The sequence below is a fragment of the Priestia aryabhattai B8W22 genome, from assembly GCF_000956595.1.
In the GTDB taxonomy this organism is placed as follows: Bacteria; Bacillota; Bacilli; order Bacillales; family Bacillaceae_H; genus Priestia; species Priestia aryabhattai.
This window is the reverse complement of sequence record NZ_JYOO01000044.1, coordinates 18,185-36,993: the sequence shown is the minus strand read 5'-3', so window position 1 is coordinate 36,993 and position 18,809 is coordinate 18,185. Positions and strand designations below refer to the sequence as shown.

Here is an 18,809-nt window from a genome sequence, read left to right as displayed (position 1 = left end):
TTTTTTCAATTTCTAACCTCTATTCAGATGGACTCAATTATAATTTTGTTCCTATCTGATTATATATCAGAATTGAGTTAAAGAATCATGAATATCATATACAAAATCAGTTTACATAATACAACTTACCGGAAACAAAATAAAAAGCCTTATAAAATAAAAGGCTTTTTATTTTAAAACTTAACTCGTATAAATATTATTTCTTTTCTCAATTTCTAATATAATTTCATGTAAATTCTCTATAGAATTCATTACATAATCTGCATAATTAAAATTCGCATCTTTAGATACTTGAGAAAATAATATGGTTTGCATTCCGATTTTTTTTGCAGGAATAATGTCTTTATTATAATCATTACCTATCATAATACATTCCTGAGGAGTAATGCCTAAGGTCTGAACAATCTTATTAAAAAAATCAAGACTAGGTTTGGAAAAGCCCAATTCTCTAGATGTAAAAAGATACTGAAAATATTGTTGAATATCAACACGCTTTAAAGCCATTCCCAATAGTTCTGAATTTGAAGCTCCAGCATTAGAAGCTACACAACATATGTAACTCTGACTAACACTATGTAGAGATTTACTAACGCCATCTATAATCTCTACATATTCCCAATCAGCCATGGGGCCTGCATACTCAGAAAAATCTTTCATGAGAGTATCTCCCCAATCAAACACAATTGCTTTAATTCTAGGCATTATTTCTCCCTCCTTAAAATCTTCCCATTCTCAAAGCATCTGCCCAATCTGGACGCTGATTTATTTCTGCCATGGCAGCTGCTTTTTCCCAATGATATGGAACACTTATTTGATCAACTACCCAATTAGCTACCCAATTAGCTGATGTCTTTTCAATAATTGTATAATTGGCATGGGGAGATCCAGATTCCATTTTATGAGGTACCGGTAAATCATCTATGTATGCGGGAAGTCCTACACTACCAGGATTTATAATTAATTTTCCGTTTGGCAAATAGAGCGTTCTTGGAATATGACTGTGACCACATAATACAACGTCTTGTTCAACATCTTCTAAAGCCTTTATAATGTCTCTTGAACTTTTTAAGAGTGCACCTTCTTTCGTCATTTCTTCTACTAAATATATCTCGTCAGAATTAGGTGTACCATGACATAAAAAAATATCATTCATAGTTAAGCTACTAGGATGCTGTTGTAACCATTCGAGAGCCTCTGGGGTTAGACTTCGTTTCACATAATTAATTGTAGAAGATGGATTATTATCTGATGAATCAACTATTATTCGATCACAATTCCCTATAATATGTGTAATATCATACTCATGTTCCATTAATAGTTTAAAAGTTCCAAGGGGATCCAACGGCCCATATAAACTATCACCTAAATTAAATATAGTATCAATTCCACGATTTGAGATATCAGATAATACGGCTTCCAATGCTAAGCTATTTCCGTGAATGTCTGAGATAATGGCTATTTTTTGATTCAAGAAATATAACCTCCTTCTTTGTATGTTTTATTATACATTAAGATGAATTTTATTGTATAAATTAATATAATAATAGGAGTTATATTACAAAAAAATGAATATTTATAATAAATTAAGAGAGGTTATTTTAGGATTAATGACACTGGTAGCTGGTACAAGACGCATGTTAAATAATACACTTTATATTAAATGGATATTCGTAGGAGCTGGATGTGTGCTAATTGGATTTTCGGTGTATTTCCTTTATAAATTCGTCGGAAATATGAAGGCATATTTTTAAATTAATTATGTATATGATATGCAGAGCTAGTTTACATAAAGTCTCTTTCCAGAACACACAAAAAAAGAATCCTTGTGGGGATAGGGTTCTTCATGAAGCTGCATTTCTTCTTTATACAGCTGTTTATACATCGTTGATTTGTTAGGCTTTTCTTTAGGAGGATCAACCTTTTCAATGAATAAAAAGTACACCTTTTATCATATGCTAAGTGATGAGTTCTGATTATAAAATAAAAAGGATATTCTTGATTAACAATAAATGTTAATCTACGGTATCTGTAAACTCTTTATTATTACAAAAAAATACATTATTAAAAGTACTTTTTTCTTAATTATCTAAAAATTATATTTTTTTACTAAAAAGTGATATTCTTACAAAAGTTCAAGAAATAACATAAGAAAAGAGGAATTAATTTGAAAAGAAGAAATACTTTACTGTTAGGATTTAGTATGAGTGCAGGCTTATTTCTTTTATCACAAGGAAATGTATTAGCTGCAGAGAATGTGCAAATAAAAGAAAATGTATACCAGGAAGCAGCAAGCTCTCATTTATTAACAGTAACAGAGAATGGACAAGTAGAAGCAAAAGACGAAAGTTTAGTAGAAAAGTTAGCTGATAATGATAGCGAATATAAAGATTTTACTGATACAGTAGATAGTATTAACTACTTAGTTGAAAAAGATGTAGCTAAAGTAAATAATGATTTTAATATAGAGATGCTTTCTCCAGAAGAAATTACTGAAGTAGCTCATAATTCTTATGCAAGTGCAGAAACTTCACAAAAATTTTCAACTTTTGCAGTGGATACTGGACTAACATCATTAAATTTAAAAAGGTTAGTAGAGAGTAACAGAAAAGAATTAGAAAAATTTAATGCATCAGTACTCAAAACTTCTCCTGGTTCAGCTTATAATGCAACCGTAGGTTATTTTGTTGGTAAAGTTCAGGAAGGTGGACCATGGGATTATAAAGTAAGATCCGGATATAAACCATGGTATAAAGAATTCAACGCTAGTACTTACAATGGAAAAAAAGTAATTAATTCTGAGTATATTGGAAACTATAATTATGCATATACAGGAGAATTGCTATTTAGTAAAAAGACTTTACTTATTGGTGGCGGTGCAGTAGGTGTTGGAGTTGGACAACCGGAAGACTCTAAAGATAAAGATGTAATCACAAAAGGGTATAATGACGCGGTTAAATATTGGTAATATTGAATTATTTATGTAGAGCACATTATATGATATTAATAAATGAAACCATATAGGGAGGGACATTATGAATTATTTTTTGAAATTAAATTTCTCAAGTATACTATATGCAGTTTTAATTTTTATTAATATCGAACTAATTTTCAATATTTATCGTATTAGTAGAATAATAGAACTTGATGTAGCAGTAGCAAGAAATATTGGGATTGTAATTATGTTGATTTCCGTTATCGTATTTAGTTTCATTTATTATTTATTGAATCGTCGATACTTAACAGACAGTAAACTAAATTATTATGGAACTGTATTATGGATTCCTTACTTTGCAATTATGCTTATCTTATTTAACAAGCTTTTTCCAATTAGTAACCATGGAGATCAGCTCAATCCTATAGGGAGAATTGTTATATACCTTGGCGTTTTACTTTATCCAATATACTTAGCCATTGTAATTGCCTTATCTAGAAAAAGTAAAATCTAATAAATAAAGAAATACATCCTTTAAAATAAGGCAGATATTATAATGCTGCTATTGTTCGCATTTGAATACGTATGAAAGAACCTTTATAAAGGGCAACCTCGTTATTGGCAAACGAGGTTGCTTTTTTATGTTCAGATTATATATGCGGAAAAATTGTGTTACTGGCACTTAAAGGAACAAGGAGCTTAATTTAAGCTCCTTGTTCTAATTTTTATCATAACCTTCAAAAACTGATCCAATATAGATTCGTACTAGCAATCAACCCAAAAGATATAAATCCCGCAATTTTTACAGGGTGAGTAATTTTATATGTAACAAAGGGATTAACTCTCCTTATTACCTCTGCGAAGAGCAGAGTACCTATGGATGCGAGTACTAGTCCAAGCAACAAAGCATTTTCCTTTAACTGAACGAAATCAAAAATTAAATAAATGAGAAAGACCCATAGATAAGCTGAAAAGATATTTAAAACAATAGATAATAAAAAATCTTTATTTTTCATAATTAGCTCCCATTACAATTTTTTCTAGCTTCTATGATTTTATCATAGAAGCTTTTTTATATTGCTATTTAGTAACCATTTTTCAGGAACTATCATAAATATTTTTGTTTAATTTATAAAAATATTTTGAATTAATGATCTGGCTATGATAATATTTAAATCAGTAAATCATATATAAAATTTAAAATCACATATGTGATTTAGAGAGGATTTCTTCATGTCAGTAAAATCAGCAGAACGTGTATTAAGGGTATTTGAATTGATTGCTCAACATCCCGAGGGATTAACGGTAAAAGAGGTTAGTGACTTACTTTCGCTTCCGCAAAGCAGTACGTTTAATCTTGTGGGAACCCTTCATAATGAAGGGTATTTAAATCAGGACTCATTAAAAAGGTATAAGCTAGGGCCAAAGCTAATTCAAATTGGAACAGCGGCTATGGAATCATTGGATATTTCTTCTGAGGGAAAACCGTATTTAAAGAAGCTGATGGAGGATGTTCAGGAAACGGTGTTTATGGCCTTGCTGTCAGATGGAGAGTTGGTCTATGTTGTTAAGATTGATAATAATCGCTCTATTAGAACAACAGCTCAGCCTGGTAACCGAAAGCCGCTCTATTGTACCGGATTAGGAAAAACCTTTTTAGCTTTTCTTCCTAAAGATCAGCGAGAACAGCTGCTTGAACATACGGAGCTGCTGCCTATTACGGATTATACAATTACAGATAAAAAAGTTCTTAATGACAATTTAGACTCTTTTATTCAAATGGGTTATGCAATTGATGATGAAGAAAATGAGGAAGGGTTATTTTGCCTTGCTGCACCTGTATTTGGAGCAAAGGGAAGCATTCAAGCTGCTATTAGCGTAGCTGGGCCTAAGGAAAGAATGCTGAAGCATAAGGACTTTATAGTAGAAAGGCTGCTTCAAACAGCGACTAATATATCTTTTATTGCTGGATATGAAGAGGCAAAGAGATAAGTGAAAAGAGGGGTAAAATGGATGTGATAAGCATGGGGGAAACAATGATTCTGTTTACCCCACACTCGAATGGAAAGATGCGATATGCTAAAGATTTTTCTTCGAAAATTGCAGGGGCAGAAAGCAATACGTTAATCGCCCTGTCAAAACTCGGTTATCAAACGGGATGGGTTAGCCGGTTAGGAAAAGATGAGCTAGGAGAGCGGATTCTTTCAAGTATTAAAGGAGAAGGAATAGATGTAAGACATGTGATATTTGATGATCATGCTCCTACGGGTCTTTTTTTAAAGCAAAAAACAAATGAAATGAACAGTAAAGTCTTTTATTACAGGAAAGAATCAGCAGCAAGCTTTATGAATCCGCATGATATGAATGAAGAGTATATCTCTTCTGCCAAATACTTATACGTGACAGGCATTACACCTGCGCTAAGCGATTCCTGCCACGAAGCTGTTTTTCAAGCGATGAAAGCAGCTAAAAAAAATGGCGCAAAAATAGTGTTTGATCCAAATTTACGCAAGACGCTTTGGGATGAAGAAACTGCGCGTCAAACACTCATTGAAATGGCTACATATGCGGATATTATTTTACCAGGAGTGAATGAAGGCCAGTTTTTATTTGAAAAGGATAACCCTGAAGACATTGCATCAGCGTTTCATCAATTAGGTGCAGAGCTAGTTGTTATTAAGCTAGGTGAGGAAGGAGCTTATTATTCAACTAAAAATGAATCCGCTTACGTAGAAGGCTTTAAAGTTGCTAGAGTGATAGATCCAGTAGGAGCTGGTGACGGTTTTGCCGCTGGGATACTATCGGGATTAATAGATAAATCTTCTTTAAAAGAAACGGTTAGAAGAGGGTGTGCTATAGGAGCTATGGTTGTAACCGTAGAGGGTGATATTGAAGGCTTGCCTGATAAGAAAGAGCTTTACGAATTTATGAATGCGATTACAAAAGAAGACGTTATACGATAAAAGAAAGGGGCTTACCCATGACGGATAGTTTATCACATTTATTAGAGCATAAAATCGTTGCGATTATTAGAGGAGCCAAACCGAAGGACGTAGTGAAGATTGCCTCTGCGCTTAATGACGGCGGTGTAAAAAATATAGAGATTACTCTAAATTCGCCGGACGCACTTTCAGCTATTAAAGAGGTTTCTACAGAACTAGGTAATCAAGTGCTAGTAGGAGCGGGGACAGTGCTTGACCCTGAAACAGCACGTTCAGCTATTTTAGCAGGTGCAAAGTTTATCCTTTCTCCAACTGTTAATATTGAAACGATTAAACTAACAAAAAGATACGGTGCGGTGAGTATTCCAGGTGCTTTTTCACCTACTGAAATTTTAACAGCATATGAAAATGGCGGAGATATTATAAAAGTATTTCCTGCTAGGCTGGGTGCTAGCTATATTAAAGATATTCGAGGGCCGCTTCCTCATATTCCACTTCTTCCAACAGGAGGAGTAAGCCTAGATAATATTCAAGAATTTGAAGAAGCAGGAGCTGTAGGGTTTGGTATTGGAAGTTCTTTAGTTGATACAAAACGTGAAATTACTCATGGATATCTGCAGGAGCTAACACAAAAGGCTAAAGCATACGTAGACGCAGTGAATGGTATAACGAAAGGGGACAAAGTACATGAAAATTACTAATTATGAATTATTCCAAGTGCCGCCACGCTGGTTATTTTTAAAAATAGAAACAGACGAAGGAATTGTTGGATGGGGAGAACCAGTTATTGAAGGAAGAGCCTCTACCGTTAAAGCTGCAGTAGATGAGTTAATGGAGTATCTTATTGGCAAAGATCCATTAAATATTGAAGATCATTGGAACGTTATGTACCGAGGCGGCTTCTATCGAGGCGGACCTATTTTAATGAGTGCCATATCAGGGATTGACCAAGCTCTGTGGGACATAAAAGGAAAATATTACGATGCTCCTGTGCATCAATTATTAGGCGGAAAAGCAAGAGAATCCATTAAAGTGTATTCGTGGATCGGAGGAGACCGGCCTTCAGATGTAGGCGAAGCAGCCAGAGAAGTTGTCTCACAAGGATTTACAGCAGTAAAAATGAATGGAACAGAAGAGCTTCAATACGTGGATTCATATGAAAAAATTGATCAAGTAGTAGAACGTATCGCTGCTGTCAGAGAAGCAGTGGGGCCTTATGTAGGAATAGGTATTGATTTTCACGGACGAGTACATAAGCCAATGGCAAAAATTTTAGCTAAAGAACTAGAGGTCTATCGTCCAATGTTTATCGAGGAGCCGGTTTTGCCCGAAAACAATGAGGCATTAAGAGAAATTGCCAACCATGTATCCATTCCTATTGCGACGGGAGAAAGAATGTTTTCAAAATGGGAGTTTAAAAAGCTCTTAACAGACGGCTACGTTGATATTATTCAGCCCGATTTATCACATGCAGGAGGAATTACAGAATGTAAGAAAATTATTTCGATGGCTGAAGCCTTTGATGTAGCAGCTGCGCCTCATTGCCCGTTAGGACCTATTGCATTAGCCGCTTGTCTTCAAGTAGATGCAACGTGCCACAACGCATTTATTCAAGAACAAAGCTTAGGCATTCACTATAACCAAGGCAGTGATTTACTAGATTATATTGTTGATAACCACGTATTTAAATATGAAGAAGGATTCGTGAAAATTCCTGATGGACCTGGCTTAGGTATTGAAATTAATGAAGACCATGTTAGAAAAATGGCTGATATCGGTCATAATTGGCGTAATCCAGTATGGCGTCATAAAGATGGTTCTGTAGCGGAATGGTAAATGGGAAACCATTTTAGCAGGAAAGATCTGATTGATAAATGACCGTCAGTCAGATCTTCTTTTTAAACTAGTCATATACAGGGGGATAAGGGAATGAAGGGGTATAGCGAAAAGCCGACTCGCGTTAGATTTCGTGTTTTAGCATTTATTTTCGTAAGCGTTGTCATCAACTATATGGATCGAAGTAATATTTCTGTAGCCGCCACGGCCATGTCCAAGGATTTAAAGCTATCATCAGTAGAACTGGGTCTTATATTTTCAGCCTTTGGATGGGCTTATGCTGCTTTACAAATACCAGGAGGGGTAATGGCTGACCGTTTTGGTGCTCGTGTTACGTATGCCGTTAGCTTAATTACCTGGTCCATTGTTACATTGCTGCAAGGATTTACTAAGGGATTTGTGAGTCTTTTTGGTCTGCGTCTAGCGACAGGAGCGTTCGAAGCACCGGCTTTTCCTACCAATAATAAAGTAGTTACCAGCTGGTTTCCCAATCAGGAAAGAGCATCAGCAATTGCTTTTTATACTTCAGGACAGTTTGCAGGGCTGGCATTTTTAACACCTACATTGGTGACCATTCAGCACTTTTTAGGGTGGAGAGGTCTGTTTATTACTACAGGGATTATCGGTATAGCGTGGGGCATTATATGGTACATTTTTTATCGTGATCCTTCTCAGCATAGCAAAGTAAATAAAGCAGAATTGCAGCATATCGAAGAAGGTGGAGGCTTAGTTAAAGCTGCGGATAAGAAAGGAGAAAGAGCAAAATTCGAATGGGGAAATCTGAAAGAAGCCTTTTCTCACCGTAAGCTATGGGGTATCTACTTAGGTCAGTTTGCCGTAAACTCTACTTTATGGTTCTTCCTTACCTGGTTTCCAACGTACCTTGTGGAATACAGAGGGTTAGATTTCTTAAAATCAGGCTTCCTAGCATCAGCTCCGTTTTTAGCAGCGTTTGTAGGAGTATTATTATCTGGCTTTGTATCTGACGCCTTAGTGAAAAAAGGAGTATCTTTAGGCATTGCAAGAAAAACACCGATTATCGTAGGCCTGCTTTTATCAACTTCAATTATCGGAGCCAATTATGTAAATAGCACATCTCTCATTATCATGTTTATGGCTATTGCGTTTTTTGGAAATGGCCTGGCTTCTATTACATGGGTGTTTGTTTCAACGCTAGCACCTAAGCACTTAGTCGGTTTGACAGGCGGAGTTTTTAACTTTATCGGAGGTTTGGCTTCTATCATTGTCCCAATTGTTATTGGTTTCTTAGCTAAAGGAGGAAACTTTGCTCCAGCGCTAGTATTTATAGCGGCATTGGCTCTTTTAGGAGCACTTTCGTATATCTTCCTTGTAGGGAAAGTGGAAAGAATTAAAGTGGTTAAAGAGGAAAAATTGAATCGAGATATTGTGTAAGAAACTATCAAGAGAGATTTACGTTTAGTCAAGATTAACGAACAAGCAAATCAAAGACCGTCTATAATTTTAGAAATTATGGACGGTCTTTTTTATAGATTATTTCGCAAGGTACATATCTGACCAATAGGGGATAAAAGTAATGCCATTTTTATAAACGATTCGCAAATTATCCCTTCAACGCATATTTGACCATTATAAAAAGATACGCCCATACTTAACACCCCTATACATACCGGTGTTAAAATATATGTTTAACTATTCTTTTCTAGTTACTATAAAACTAATTTCTAGGAAGTGATAAAAAGAAGTATCTCATTGAGAGATTTATTGTCTATTTATTCCTAGACTAACTTAGATTTTAAAGATTAAAAATGAAATAAAATTAGATTAGATCCTTTATTTTTGCATCCTTTTTAAATTGCAAAATAGTTTCTACTGCTTTTTGGTATCCTCCAGAATCCCTTAAGGATTTGCCAATTTCCAAACTCTTTTCTTTAAATGAAGCGTTTGATAGCACTTGTTCCGTTGTGTTTCGTAATGTAGTGGCGTCTAGTTCTTGACGATTAAGTTGTAGACCAGCTCCTAATTCTTCAATCCGATTAGCTACTATTAGCTGATCTCCTACAACAGGCATAACCACAAGAGGAACACCAAAATAAAGTCCTTCACTTGTACTATTCATTCCACCATGAGTAATAAAAACATCTGCTTGTTCTAGTATTTCTAACTGAGGTACATAATTACGTATAATGAAATTAGATGGAATCTCTTTAAATTGGCTAATGTCCGTCTGTTTTCCTACTGATAATACAACTGTAGCTTGTATTTCTTGGAATGCTTCAAAACAGGTAGCATATAACTCAGGTTGCTGGTTAAATATTGTTCCCATTGAAATAAAGATAAGCTTATCACCAGGAATATTTTTTAATGAAAGAGTTTCTACATCTTTTCGCGGCGCAATAGAAGGACCAACAAAAATAAAAGAGTTATCAAACTTTTCAGCACGAGGTTGATATGATCTTGATGTATATACAAGAGTAATATCGCCAGGACAAGACATCAGCTTATGATTATCGTTAATTAGTATGTCGTATTGTTGTTTCCACTTTTTTAATATCTCTTTGAGTTCTTGATATGTTGGAGATGTCTTATCCATTTCTCCTCGACTTTTCATAACGTTCGAAAAGACCTCTTCATCAATAGCGAACGTTGTACAAGAAGATATTTTAGGTATCTTTAATATATCAGCAATAATCCATCCTGCGGCGAAATTATTATCATAAATAACATAGTCGTACTTTTCATCTCTTATGTCCTCCAGAACACTTTCTATGAATGTATCCGCAGACCGTACCATATATAATAGCATTTCAAGAGGGTCCATTCTTTTTGCGATTTTTTTCACTAGATCTGCATTACGTGTGAAATTTTTATAGGGACGAAATGCTGCTCCTGTTTTCTCAATTTTATTTCTATATTCCTCTATACAGTAATAGACAACCTCTTCACCCTTTTTTAGTAGTTCTTCCACTAATGCAATTGTAGGGTTGACGTGGCCTTCTCCTGGATAATTAAAGAATAGAACTTTTCCCATCTGAATTCCTCCTTTTACAAGATAATTAAGCAATATGGTGGTAAACAACGTATGCCTATCAGAGAATATTACCCAGGAGAAAAACCATATAAAATGGTTTATGTAGAAGATCCATTTGGAGATATTTTCTAAATTTATACGCATAGCTATGAGTTAACTTATTCACAAGGCGCTTACTAATAAATGATTTCTTTCCGCCAGCAAAATCTTTTGCTGGTGTTTTTTCTGTCTATATAACTTTTATAAAAGCTACTTTTGTATATTATATGGCAGCGACATGTTACAAAACAATAAAAAAGAGAGTTTATTAATATTTCCAAATTTAATTATCCAGTGGTTTTTGACATTGTGAAACAGAATTAAAAAGAAAAGTCCGTAAAAGTATACTGATTCCAAACTTTATGATAATAGAGAGAAGAGCGCACAATGAAATATGCATGCTTTTTTCTAAATTATAAGCAGCCGTATGAAATATATTAAAAACTATATTCGTAAAAAAGAAGGTGACTGTTCTGTGAAAGCTGTACAAGTAAAGGGGTATGGAGACGTAAGTAAATTAAGCCTAGTGGAAATTCCTATACCTGAACCGAAAGAAAATGAAGTTCTTATAAAAGTAAAGGCCTGTGCTATTAACAATACAGAAATTTGGATGAGAGAGGGTGCTTACGGTACTGATTCAAAATCTGGATGGCGACCGGAAGGAGTCCAGTTTCCACGTACACCAGGATCTGATATAACGGGAAATAGTAAAAGCAGGGAAGTTAGTAGAAGAGTCTATAGTGGGAAAAGATGTTGTGTCATTCCCTTTTATATCTAGTGGAGAAGAAGGGTACGAACATATTGCTGATGTGATGATATGTCCTTTATAAGTTCAGAATACGATGGTGGTTATGCTGAATATGTGGTTTGGCCTGCTGAACTTTGCTTTGACATGCCCCTATCAAGCTATTCAGAAAGTGCTGTTTTTTCGGTAAGTGGGTTAACTGCTTGGCACATGGTCAAACAAATTCAAGCTCAACCAGGTGAGACAGTTATAGTAACTGGAGCAAATGGTGGTGTGGGATTATTAAATGTACAGATTGCCTCTAAAGTCTTTGGTGCTAAAGTTATTGCAGTCACGGGGGACTTAGAAAATCAAGAAAGAATTAAGGAATTAGGAGCCCCACACGTAGTATCATATAAATCTGATACTCTTTCAGAAGACATTTTAGAACTGAACGGAAGTCCGGTCGATTCCGTTCTAGATGTTGTGGGAGATGCTTTGTTTTCCATATCTCTTCAAGTTCTAAAAAACGGAGGGGAATTTTGCATTTCAGGTTCTGCTGGTGGTCAGCATAAAAATTTTGATTTTAGAACATTGTATCTAAAACATATTACAATGTATGGATCTGTGTTGGGAACGAAAGCAGAGTTTAAAGATATGCTTAAGGCAATTTCTGAGGGGGAAATTTTATTACTTCCCGAAGAATAACTTTGTATCACAAAGGGTTCTTTCAACGAGCATGAAAGAACCCTTTTAACATTATTTTTGATTTTTGTTTGCCTGAGCGTTTTGACGTTTAACGTGTTGTACGTCAGTCTCACTAGCAAATTCCGTACCGTATTTGCCAGAAGATGCTTGAGCATTCTTTTGCTTCACATGTTGTACATCTGTTCCTGAAGCTGTCTTGTTAGAGTATTTGTTTTCCATTACTATCACCTCCACAAGAATTAATATATCCAAGTGGACAGACAGTATCCTTCGAAGTACCTGGTAAGAAAAAATTGAGAATTTCAGGAAGTATTGGTCATGCCACTATGAGGCAACAGAACGTATTTAAAAGCTAGAGTAATCAACATTACGTTGATTTAAATTTCCTTGAGGCAATTACGCTTTGGAGTTGAAAAATAGACCAACCTGCTGTCACTCTCAGCAAGTTGGTCTATCAGGTAACATGTACAAGAAAACATCATCAATAGTTTGTTCAAATTTTTAGCGATTATATATTATAATTCTTAGGCAGCATCCTCTTAAGATAATTCGTTGTGTAATTTTAGAATAGATGTACACCTTAAAACAGAGAGGTGTATAAAATCATGAAAAAGAATAGACTATTTTTAATACTGTTAGTTATGACTTGTTGGTCCAGCTTTTCATTTATGAAAGGCAAAGATTTTAAACGTTTTCTTCCAGCGTCCATTGCTATTTGTATGGTAACTAAATACCTTAATTCTTATGCTAAGAGAAAGAATTTTTGGTCTTTTAAACAAAGCATACATCCGAAAGTTCCTGGTGAAGATGTGTGGACATGGGGGCCCTTTTTTACTGTATCTATGTGGGTGCTTAAATCCACATACCGTAAATTGCCTCTGTATATAGCTGTAAACTTTATGATTCATACTACATTTACATTTGTAGTTGTACCTAAATTAAAAAAGGACAGCATCTTTAAGCTTAAGAAAATTAATCCTTTTCAGTATGTAACCATTTTGACTGTTAGACAACTCCTGTTATATGGTTTTCAACATATGAGTGAGTTTATAATGTCGAAGAAACTAGAGATAAAGTCAGATAATGGGGAGCATTAATAGGAGCATTCCTTTATTAGGTAAGTGATAAAAATATCTAAGCATCTTCATCAGTACACAGGGTACGAGCCGTTTGGATAAAGGCATCCGTTTCTTTTGATGTACCTTTCCTAGCACTGCTATATTAATTTTTCTGAACGTGTTCGGCTTTAACTCTCGAGAAACTACTTGTTCTGGCAGTGACAAGTAGTTTCTTTTCGTTGTAATCGTAATTCATAATCCTCCTTGTACCATACTTAAGGCTGTGTCATATGTAGTTCTTCACCGCCTTTTGTAAAACTTCCTGTTTCCGATATCTGAACAATAAGTTGAATTTGTGATTTGTTCATATCATTTTTGTTATATACCATATAATTAATATGCATTTTATTTATAACGAAGCCTAATGTACCATAGAAGAGGATTAAGTTTCAAGAAATCAACCGGAGGTAATTAGTATGGTCAATCGTAATAAATTGTTTCTATTTGCACTTATACTAGCTGCATTTAATCTTAGGCCGGGTCTAACTTCAGTTAGCCCAGTATTGCATGGAATAACGAAGGATCTAGGTATGAGTTCTACTTTAGCTAGTTTGCTCACTTCCATTCCTTTGGTATGTTTTGGTTTTTGTTCGTTATTTGCTGGTCGTTTAGCAAATCGCTATCAGCCAGAGAAGATGATTACTTTCGCTATAACTTGCATAGGTATTGCAACGTTTCTAAGAGCCTTTACAAATTCCTCAATTTACCTGTTAATAACGGCTTTATTAATTGGTGCAGGGATTGGTGTTGTAAGCCCTTTGCTTTCTGGTTTCATTAAAAGTCATTTTCCAGACAAGGCAGCATCGATGATAGGCATATACTCTACTTCAATGGTAGTGGGTGCATCTATTTCTATTGGGCTAACGACACCACTTCAACACTGGTTCAATCATTCATGGAAAAATGGATTAGCATTTTGGAGTATTCTTGCTCTACTCGCTGTTCCACTTTGGCTTATGGTAATAAAACAATCTCGTATTCCTGCGAGTAATTTTTCACAAAAGACTAAGGCTTCTTTACCATTAAAAAATAAAAAAGCCTGGCTATTAACTTCTTTTGTAGGGATTGTAACTCTTCTATTTTATTGTTTTGCAGCATGGCTGCCAGCCATTGTAGAGGAAAAAGGGTGGACGCCAGCATTTGGTGGTCTTGTAGGTACAATCGCTATGATTGCACAGCTACCAGCTACTTTTTTATTACCTAGTCTTTTAAAAGTGCTACCGAGCAGAAGGTTTTGGATTACAACCTTTACCTTAAGTATAATAATTGGTTTATCCCTTTTATGTTTTACAAACGTAACACCTATTGTTTCAAGTATATGTTTAGGAGTTGGTGCCGGTGGTCTTGTGTCGCTAACTTTGTTGTTACCATTAGATATGGCATCTTCCCCTATGGAAGCAAGTACTTGGTCGGCAATGACTCAAGCAATTGGATATATGATCGGTGCAGTCGGCCCATTCATAATTGGACTTCTGCATGATTATCTAGGAAGTTTCGTTCCAACATTATATCTTCTTATAATTATAGGATTCATTGCCATCTTATTAGGGTGGAAAATTACCAAACCAGCTAGGGGTAAAGCAGAGGGTCTACCTGTGAAATAAAAACCACGAAGTAAATCGTGGTTTTTATTTTAACTTTTGAAAAAGCGGATATAACAACTTTTAAAGTATAGAGTGATATTACTGTGTGCAAGAGGAGGTTTGGTCCCATGAATACATTTGGTCAGATAAATAGTAGCGATTATATAGAATCACGCGTGGGTATCGCCTACTAATAAGGACTTATATGACTCGATTATTAGCTTAAGACATATTTTTCTATCTTTCTGAGGTGACGTTATGGATTTACATGATTTAACAAGCCATCTTATTCATCGTACAGATGTAAGAGCAATGAATTATTTCAAGAAAAAGCTCAAACCTTATGGCATGACTCCAGTACGATGGAGCATCATTAGTGTTCTAGACTCTCAAAAAGGGATAACCCAAACAGAACTAGCAGAAGCAATTGATAAGAAACAAACAACTATTGTGGAAATGATTTATGCGATGGAAGAAAAAGAACTCATAAAAAGAATGTACAGTGAACGAGATCGTCGCTTACACTATCTATTTCTTACAGAAAAGGGAGAAGAGTTGAAGAAAACTCTTTCACCTTTAGTTAAAGACGCTCACCTCTTCGTCACGCGTCAATTAAGTGATGAAGAAAATACTCAACTAAAGACATTATTAAACAAGGTATATAATAGTATACAATAAGCCGTGTTACTGAATATTCCTTTCTCTAATCAGGATCCTATACTGATTCTTCCATCATTCTTTTGTTTGATTAACAACGATTAAAAAGAGTAGAAATAAAAAAGACAGCCACTTTTTGAATCAACCGGCTGTCTTTTTTATATGCACTAAATAGCAACACATGTTTCTTTAAGTGCTATTTAAGCATCTTCTTGAGCAAAAAGAGTGAGAGCTGTTTGAATAAAGGCATCTGTTGCTTTGGATGTATCTTTCATATCTAGCACTGCTATATTGATATCTCTAAACGTATCTGGTTTTAATTCACGAAAAACGACTTGGTCTGGCAACCACCAAATATTTTGTTTCGTTGTAATGGTAATTCCTAACCCTTCTTGTATCATACTTAATCCTGTCTCTATATAATCCATTTCAAACCGTACTTTAGGAGTCAAGTTATACTCGTTGAATAAAGCATGAATCTGTACCTCATAACCGCATTTTCCAATTAGTATATCTTCACCTTGTAGGTCAGGAATACTTATTGTTTCTTTCTGAGATAAAGGATGGCTTGAGTGCATAAGTACGATCAGTTGATCTTTAATTAAAGGTACGGTATCAAAATCTTTATCAGGAGGAATAATAATTCCTACATCAATGCATTTGGAACGTAACCACTCTTTTACTTGATCTACACTACCTTCCGAAAGCTTGATTTCTATACCAGGATACTGACTTTCCATTGTACGTATGATCTTAGGAATAAACCTAGTACAAGCAGTTCGGTAAGCGCCAATGTGTACCTTCCCAATTTCTAACCCCTGTTCTGCCACAATTAATTCATCTACTTTTTGTAATTCACTCAGGATTGTTCTAAAAGTAATTAATATGCGCTCTCCTACATCTGTAAAAGATAATCCGTTCTTCTTATCTCTCTTGATTAACTTTGTTCCTAGTTGCGATTCAATTGTTGCTACAGCACGACTTACCGCAGGTTGTGTCATATGTAGTTCTTCACCGGCTTTTGTAAAACTTCCTGTTTCTGATATCCGGACAATAAGTTCAATTTGTGATTTGTTCATATCAATTTTGTTATCTCCTATATAATTAATATGCATTTCATTTGTAATAGAATCCAATGTATCATGAAAGAGAATTAAACTTCAAGAAATTAACCGAAGATAATTAGAATTAGCAATGGCAATAAATTATTTTCATTTGGGCTTATAGTACTGTTTTGAGGATTTTATTTTTAAAGTGCACTTGGCTTTAGCAAATGAGATCTCAATAGTGTATTTGCTACTGTAATGTTAGCTTGTACTCATATGATGTATCTAATTGATTTAGGAAAGCGGGGTGCTAACAATGGAGAATAACTCGAAGTTACAGCAAGCGATAAAAATATATAAAGCACTCGGTGAACCAACACGATTAAAAATTGCTCGTTTGCTTGCTAATGAAGCAAATTTATGTTGTTCGGATATTGGGACAAAACTTGAATCAATTGCTGGATCAACTTTATCCCATCACTTAAAACAATTAACTGATTGCGGACTTCTGAGTACTTACAAAGAAGGAACATATATATATTACAGCCTAGACCGTGAGTTAATTGGAAAGTATGCTCCATATGTGATGGGGTAATTTCTCTTATTTCTATATTTCTATACTTAAGGAAATATAGAAATAAGAGGTATGATTTTTCTTGTCTGGATTATGGCTAAAGTGCTTAATAGGTATCCTCATCTAAATTCTGAGTATATCCATTACTGGTACTTTAGATAAAAAGGCTAAAGCAAATCATCTATCGTTATCATAAGCGCGTTAAATTCATGGTGTGTTACCTTTATAAAACATGTTTCAAGAAACTGTAAAGGTCAGTTTGTCTACGCGCAAAGATCAGCTCTTTAAAGTTAATTTTTCAAACGCTCGGTTAATTTACGAAATTAAATCTGTATTTCTGGAAATACCGAAATACAAAAACAAAAGGTGTGATTTATTTTGTCAAATATGTGGAAAATTTATTTGTTAGCTGCCATTAGTTTTCTTAATGGTACATCAGAATATGTTATTGCCGGAATCTTAGACAGAATTGCTGAGGCCAATAACATTTCAGTTTCATCTGCAGGACAGCTAATTACTGTGTTCTCAGTAGCTTTTGGAGCAGGGACACCTTTTCTAATTGCTATGACTGCTCGACTAGAACGAAAAAAGCTTCTCGTCTATGCTTTAACCGTTTTCTCTGTCATCAATATTCTTATTGCGATTATAACAGGTTATGAAATGCTAATGGCAGCTAGAATCATCTCTGCGCTTAGTGCCGGCGTTATTCAAGTTACGCTTCTAACCCTTGCTGCAGTTTTAGCAGCTCCAGGAAAGCAGGGAGGTGCGATTGCTACAGTTGTTACGGGGCAAAGTACTGCTTTAGTTGTAGGTGTACCTATAGGAAGAGTTGTGGCTTCGCATTATGATTGGAATGTAATATTCATTGGGCTTGGTTTAGTAGGATTACTTTTCTCCGCCTTAGCGTCGTTTACTATACCAAAAACAGTTGCTGAAGAACCTGTACCTTTGCGTGAGCAGTTTAAATTTCTTATGAAACCACGGATCTCAGCATACTTGCTCATCACGTTTCTATGGTTAGGTTCATATTCCATTGTATTTACGTACATTTCACCGTATTTCTTAAATACATTCGGAATGAGCAATCAAGGGGTAACTACAGCTCTCTTTATATTTGGTATTGCTAGCGCTATTGGATCCAAATTAGGAGGTTTTAGTACAGATAAGTGGGGGGCATTTCGTACATTAACTGGAGGAATATTACTCCATGCTATTGCACTACTGCTATTCCCGTTTATCGGTCAATTAGCTTTTCTTTTCTATGTATTGCTTATTTTCTGGGCGCTTTCAGCTTGGTCTTCCGGAGCGCCAATACAATTTCAGCTTATAAGCCTTGCTCCTGCTGCAGCAAGTATTGTGCTTAGCTTACACAGTGCTGCTGGACAACTTGGAATGGCAGCTGGAGCCGGTATCGGTGGTATTGCTGTCAAAAATGGTTTATTGAATTATATTCCTTGGATTGGGGCTTTTGCTCTTGCCATTTCTGTCGTAGTAATTGTTGGTGACAACGTTCTATCTAAACGAAAACAGACTAAACAAGCTCAGAGCAATCTTTGTATAGAAAAATAAAAGTTTCATATCTAAAGTAGCAAAAGGCCACTTGTTTTGTACAAGTGGCTTTTTACGTTGGCTATTTTTTG

19 protein-coding genes and 2 pseudogenes are annotated in these 18,809 nt (G+C 35.2%); 15 read left to right on the top strand and 6 right to left on the bottom strand.

What is annotated here, in order from left to right; all coding sequences use genetic code 11:
• Positions 1-180 precede the first annotated feature (180 nt).
• Together N178_RS23395 and N178_RS23390 are read right to left on the bottom strand one after the other, a co-directional pair.
• Positions 181-702, bottom strand: coding sequence for an HAD family hydrolase (locus N178_RS23395; protein WP_045295253.1), 522 nt, complete (start codon positions 700-702; stop codon positions 181-183).
• A 13-nt stretch (positions 703-715) separates the two neighbouring features.
• Positions 716-1,471: a metallophosphoesterase family protein gene (locus N178_RS23390; protein WP_045295251.1), complete on the bottom strand. Its 756-nt coding sequence runs from the start codon at positions 1,469-1,471 to the stop codon at positions 716-718.
• A 94-nt stretch (positions 1,472-1,565) separates the two neighbouring features.
• Here N178_RS23390 and N178_RS23385 point away from each other — a divergent pair, with 94 nt between their 5' ends.
• The 3 genes from N178_RS23385 (at position 1,566) to N178_RS23375 (ending at position 3,446) form a co-directional block, all read left to right on the top strand.
• On the top strand, positions 1,566-1,751 hold the full coding sequence (locus N178_RS23385; protein ID WP_045295249.1) for a hypothetical protein: 186 nt from the start codon (positions 1,566-1,568) through the stop codon (positions 1,749-1,751).
• 413 nt (positions 1,752-2,164) lie between these two features.
• Positions 2,165-2,965 carry a polymorphic toxin type 44 domain-containing protein gene (locus tag N178_RS25555; protein WP_052942425.1) on the top strand — a complete coding sequence of 267 codons (801 nt, stop codon included), beginning with the start codon at positions 2,165-2,167 and terminating at the stop codon, positions 2,963-2,965.
• 67 nt (positions 2,966-3,032) lie between these two features.
• On the top strand, positions 3,033-3,446 hold the full coding sequence (locus N178_RS23375) for a hypothetical protein (RefSeq protein WP_045295247.1): 414 nt from the start codon (positions 3,033-3,035) through the stop codon (positions 3,444-3,446).
• Positions 3,447-3,669: 223 nt separating this feature from the next.
• Here the strand turns inward: N178_RS23375 and N178_RS23370 are convergent, their stop codons facing one another.
• Complete coding sequence (locus N178_RS23370; RefSeq protein ID WP_045295246.1) at positions 3,670-3,948, bottom strand: hypothetical protein; 279 nt, start codon at positions 3,946-3,948, stop codon at positions 3,670-3,672.
• A 217-nt stretch (positions 3,949-4,165) separates the two neighbouring features.
• Here N178_RS23370 and N178_RS23365 point away from each other — a divergent pair, with 217 nt between their 5' ends.
• From N178_RS23365 to N178_RS23345, 5 genes are all read left to right on the top strand, one after another.
• A complete protein-coding gene (locus N178_RS23365; RefSeq protein WP_045295244.1) occupies positions 4,166-4,924 on the top strand; it encodes an IclR family transcriptional regulator in 759 nt (252 codons plus the stop codon).
• Between the two features lie 17 nt (positions 4,925-4,941).
• Complete coding sequence (locus N178_RS23360; protein WP_045295242.1) at positions 4,942-5,895, top strand: sugar kinase; 954 nt, start codon at positions 4,942-4,944, stop codon at positions 5,893-5,895.
• Positions 5,896-5,912: 17 nt separating this feature from the next.
• Positions 5,913-6,575 (top strand): bifunctional 4-hydroxy-2-oxoglutarate aldolase/2-dehydro-3-deoxy-phosphogluconate aldolase, encoded by a 663-nt coding sequence (locus N178_RS23355; protein ID WP_045295240.1) that lies wholly within the window; start codon positions 5,913-5,915, stop codon positions 6,573-6,575.
• Entirely contained in the window at positions 6,562-7,710 is a 1,149-nt protein-coding gene (gene dgoD / locus N178_RS23350) for a galactonate dehydratase (protein WP_028409932.1), read from the top strand. Before N178_RS23355 ends, dgoD begins: the two co-directional genes overlap by 14 nt.
• 93 nt (positions 7,711-7,803) lie before the next feature.
• Complete coding sequence (locus N178_RS23345) at positions 7,804-9,123, top strand: MFS transporter (RefSeq protein ID WP_045295238.1); 1,320 nt, start codon at positions 7,804-7,806, stop codon at positions 9,121-9,123.
• 385 nt (positions 9,124-9,508) lie between these two features.
• On the opposite strand, the gene N178_RS23340 is transcribed toward N178_RS23345, so the two are convergent.
• Entirely contained in the window at positions 9,509-10,720 is a 1,212-nt protein-coding gene (locus N178_RS23340; protein WP_045295236.1) for a macrolide family glycosyltransferase, read from the bottom strand.
• A 24-nt stretch (positions 10,721-10,744) separates the two neighbouring features.
• Here N178_RS23340 and N178_RS27700 point away from each other — a divergent pair.
• Together N178_RS27700 and N178_RS28075 are read left to right on the top strand one after the other, a co-directional pair.
• Positions 10,745-10,852 (top strand): annotated as a pseudogene (locus N178_RS27700) (glyoxalase); the annotation flags it as partial.
• 382 nt (positions 10,853-11,234) lie between these two features.
• Positions 11,235-12,170 (top strand): annotated as a pseudogene (locus N178_RS28075) (zinc-binding dehydrogenase); the annotation flags it as partial.
• Positions 12,171-12,242: 72 nt separating this feature from the next.
• On the opposite strand, the gene N178_RS23330 reads toward N178_RS28075, so the two are convergent.
• Positions 12,243-12,410, bottom strand: a complete 168-nt coding sequence (locus N178_RS23330) for a gamma-type small acid-soluble spore protein (RefSeq protein ID WP_033580113.1) — start codon at positions 12,408-12,410, stop codon at positions 12,243-12,245.
• Between the two features lie 386 nt (positions 12,411-12,796).
• Between N178_RS23330 and N178_RS25550 the strand changes: the two genes are divergently transcribed.
• The 3 genes from N178_RS25550 to N178_RS23315 all read left to right on the top strand — a co-directional run bounded on the left by N178_RS25550 (position 12,797) and on the right by N178_RS23315 (position 15,570).
• The gene (locus N178_RS25550; RefSeq protein ID WP_052942424.1) at positions 12,797-13,288 is read left to right on the top strand and encodes a hypothetical protein; all 492 of its coding nucleotides are present in this window, start codon (positions 12,797-12,799) and stop codon (positions 13,286-13,288) included.
• 437 nt (positions 13,289-13,725) lie between these two features.
• On the top strand, positions 13,726-14,913 hold the full coding sequence (locus N178_RS23320; protein WP_045295235.1) for an MFS transporter: 1,188 nt from the start codon (positions 13,726-13,728) through the stop codon (positions 14,911-14,913).
• A gap of 237 nt (positions 14,914-15,150) precedes the next feature.
• Positions 15,151-15,570 (top strand): MarR family winged helix-turn-helix transcriptional regulator, encoded by a 420-nt coding sequence (locus N178_RS23315; RefSeq protein WP_045295234.1) that lies wholly within the window; start codon positions 15,151-15,153, stop codon positions 15,568-15,570.
• Positions 15,571-15,749: 179 nt separating this feature from the next.
• On the opposite strand, the gene N178_RS23310 is transcribed toward N178_RS23315, so the two are convergent.
• Positions 15,750-16,628, bottom strand: a complete 879-nt coding sequence (locus tag N178_RS23310; RefSeq protein WP_045295232.1) for a LysR family transcriptional regulator — start codon at positions 16,626-16,628, stop codon at positions 15,750-15,752.
• Positions 16,629-16,911: 283 nt separating this feature from the next.
• Between N178_RS23310 and N178_RS23305 the strand changes: the two genes are divergently transcribed.
• The gene (locus tag N178_RS23305) at positions 16,912-17,190 is read left to right on the top strand and encodes an ArsR/SmtB family transcription factor (protein WP_045295230.1); all 279 of its coding nucleotides are present in this window, start codon (positions 16,912-16,914) and stop codon (positions 17,188-17,190) included.
• 366 nt (positions 17,191-17,556) lie between these two features.
• Positions 17,557-18,738 carry an MFS transporter gene (locus N178_RS23300; RefSeq protein ID WP_237758595.1) on the top strand — a complete coding sequence of 394 codons (1,182 nt, stop codon included), beginning with the start codon at positions 17,557-17,559 and terminating at the stop codon, positions 18,736-18,738.
• The last annotated feature ends 71 nt before the right edge of the window (positions 18,739-18,809 follow it).

What these genes read in the sequence shown, in the direction of transcription:
- N178_RS23395 (WP_045295253.1), bottom strand. Translation starts at nt 702, where the DNA reads ATGCCTAGAATTAAAGCAATTGTGTTTGATTGGGGAGATACTCTCATG.
- N178_RS23385 (WP_045295249.1), top strand. Translation starts at nt 1,566, where the DNA reads ATGAATATTTATAATAAATTAAGAGAGGTTATTTTAGGATTAATGACA.
- N178_RS23375 (WP_045295247.1), top strand. Translation starts at nt 3,033, where the DNA reads ATGAATTATTTTTTGAAATTAAATTTCTCAAGTATACTATATGCAGTT.
- N178_RS23370 (WP_045295246.1), bottom strand. Translation starts at nt 3,948, where the DNA reads ATGAAAAATAAAGATTTTTTATTATCTATTGTTTTAAATATCTTTTCA.
- N178_RS23365 (WP_045295244.1), top strand. Translation starts at nt 4,166, where the DNA reads ATGTCAGTAAAATCAGCAGAACGTGTATTAAGGGTATTTGAATTGATT.
- N178_RS23360 (WP_045295242.1), top strand. Translation starts at nt 4,942, where the DNA reads ATGGATGTGATAAGCATGGGGGAAACAATGATTCTGTTTACCCCACAC.
- N178_RS23355 (WP_045295240.1), top strand. Translation starts at nt 5,913, where the DNA reads ATGACGGATAGTTTATCACATTTATTAGAGCATAAAATCGTTGCGATT.
- dgoD (WP_028409932.1), top strand. Translation starts at nt 6,562, where the DNA reads ATGAAAATTACTAATTATGAATTATTCCAAGTGCCGCCACGCTGGTTA.
- N178_RS23345 (WP_045295238.1), top strand. Translation starts at nt 7,804, where the DNA reads ATGAAGGGGTATAGCGAAAAGCCGACTCGCGTTAGATTTCGTGTTTTA.
- N178_RS23340 (WP_045295236.1), bottom strand. Translation starts at nt 10,720, where the DNA reads ATGGGAAAAGTTCTATTCTTTAATTATCCAGGAGAAGGCCACGTCAAC.
- N178_RS23330 (WP_033580113.1), bottom strand. Translation starts at nt 12,410, where the DNA reads ATGGAAAACAAATACTCTAACAAGACAGCTTCAGGAACAGATGTACAA.
- N178_RS25550 (WP_052942424.1), top strand. Translation starts at nt 12,797, where the DNA reads ATGAAAAAGAATAGACTATTTTTAATACTGTTAGTTATGACTTGTTGG.
- N178_RS23320 (WP_045295235.1), top strand. Translation starts at nt 13,726, where the DNA reads ATGGTCAATCGTAATAAATTGTTTCTATTTGCACTTATACTAGCTGCA.
- N178_RS23315 (WP_045295234.1), top strand. Translation starts at nt 15,151, where the DNA reads ATGGATTTACATGATTTAACAAGCCATCTTATTCATCGTACAGATGTA.
- N178_RS23310 (WP_045295232.1), bottom strand. Translation starts at nt 16,628, where the DNA reads ATGAACAAATCACAAATTGAACTTATTGTCCGGATATCAGAAACAGGA.
- N178_RS23305 (WP_045295230.1), top strand. Translation starts at nt 16,912, where the DNA reads ATGGAGAATAACTCGAAGTTACAGCAAGCGATAAAAATATATAAAGCA.
- N178_RS23300 (WP_237758595.1), top strand. Translation starts at nt 17,557, where the DNA reads ATGTGGAAAATTTATTTGTTAGCTGCCATTAGTTTTCTTAATGGTACA.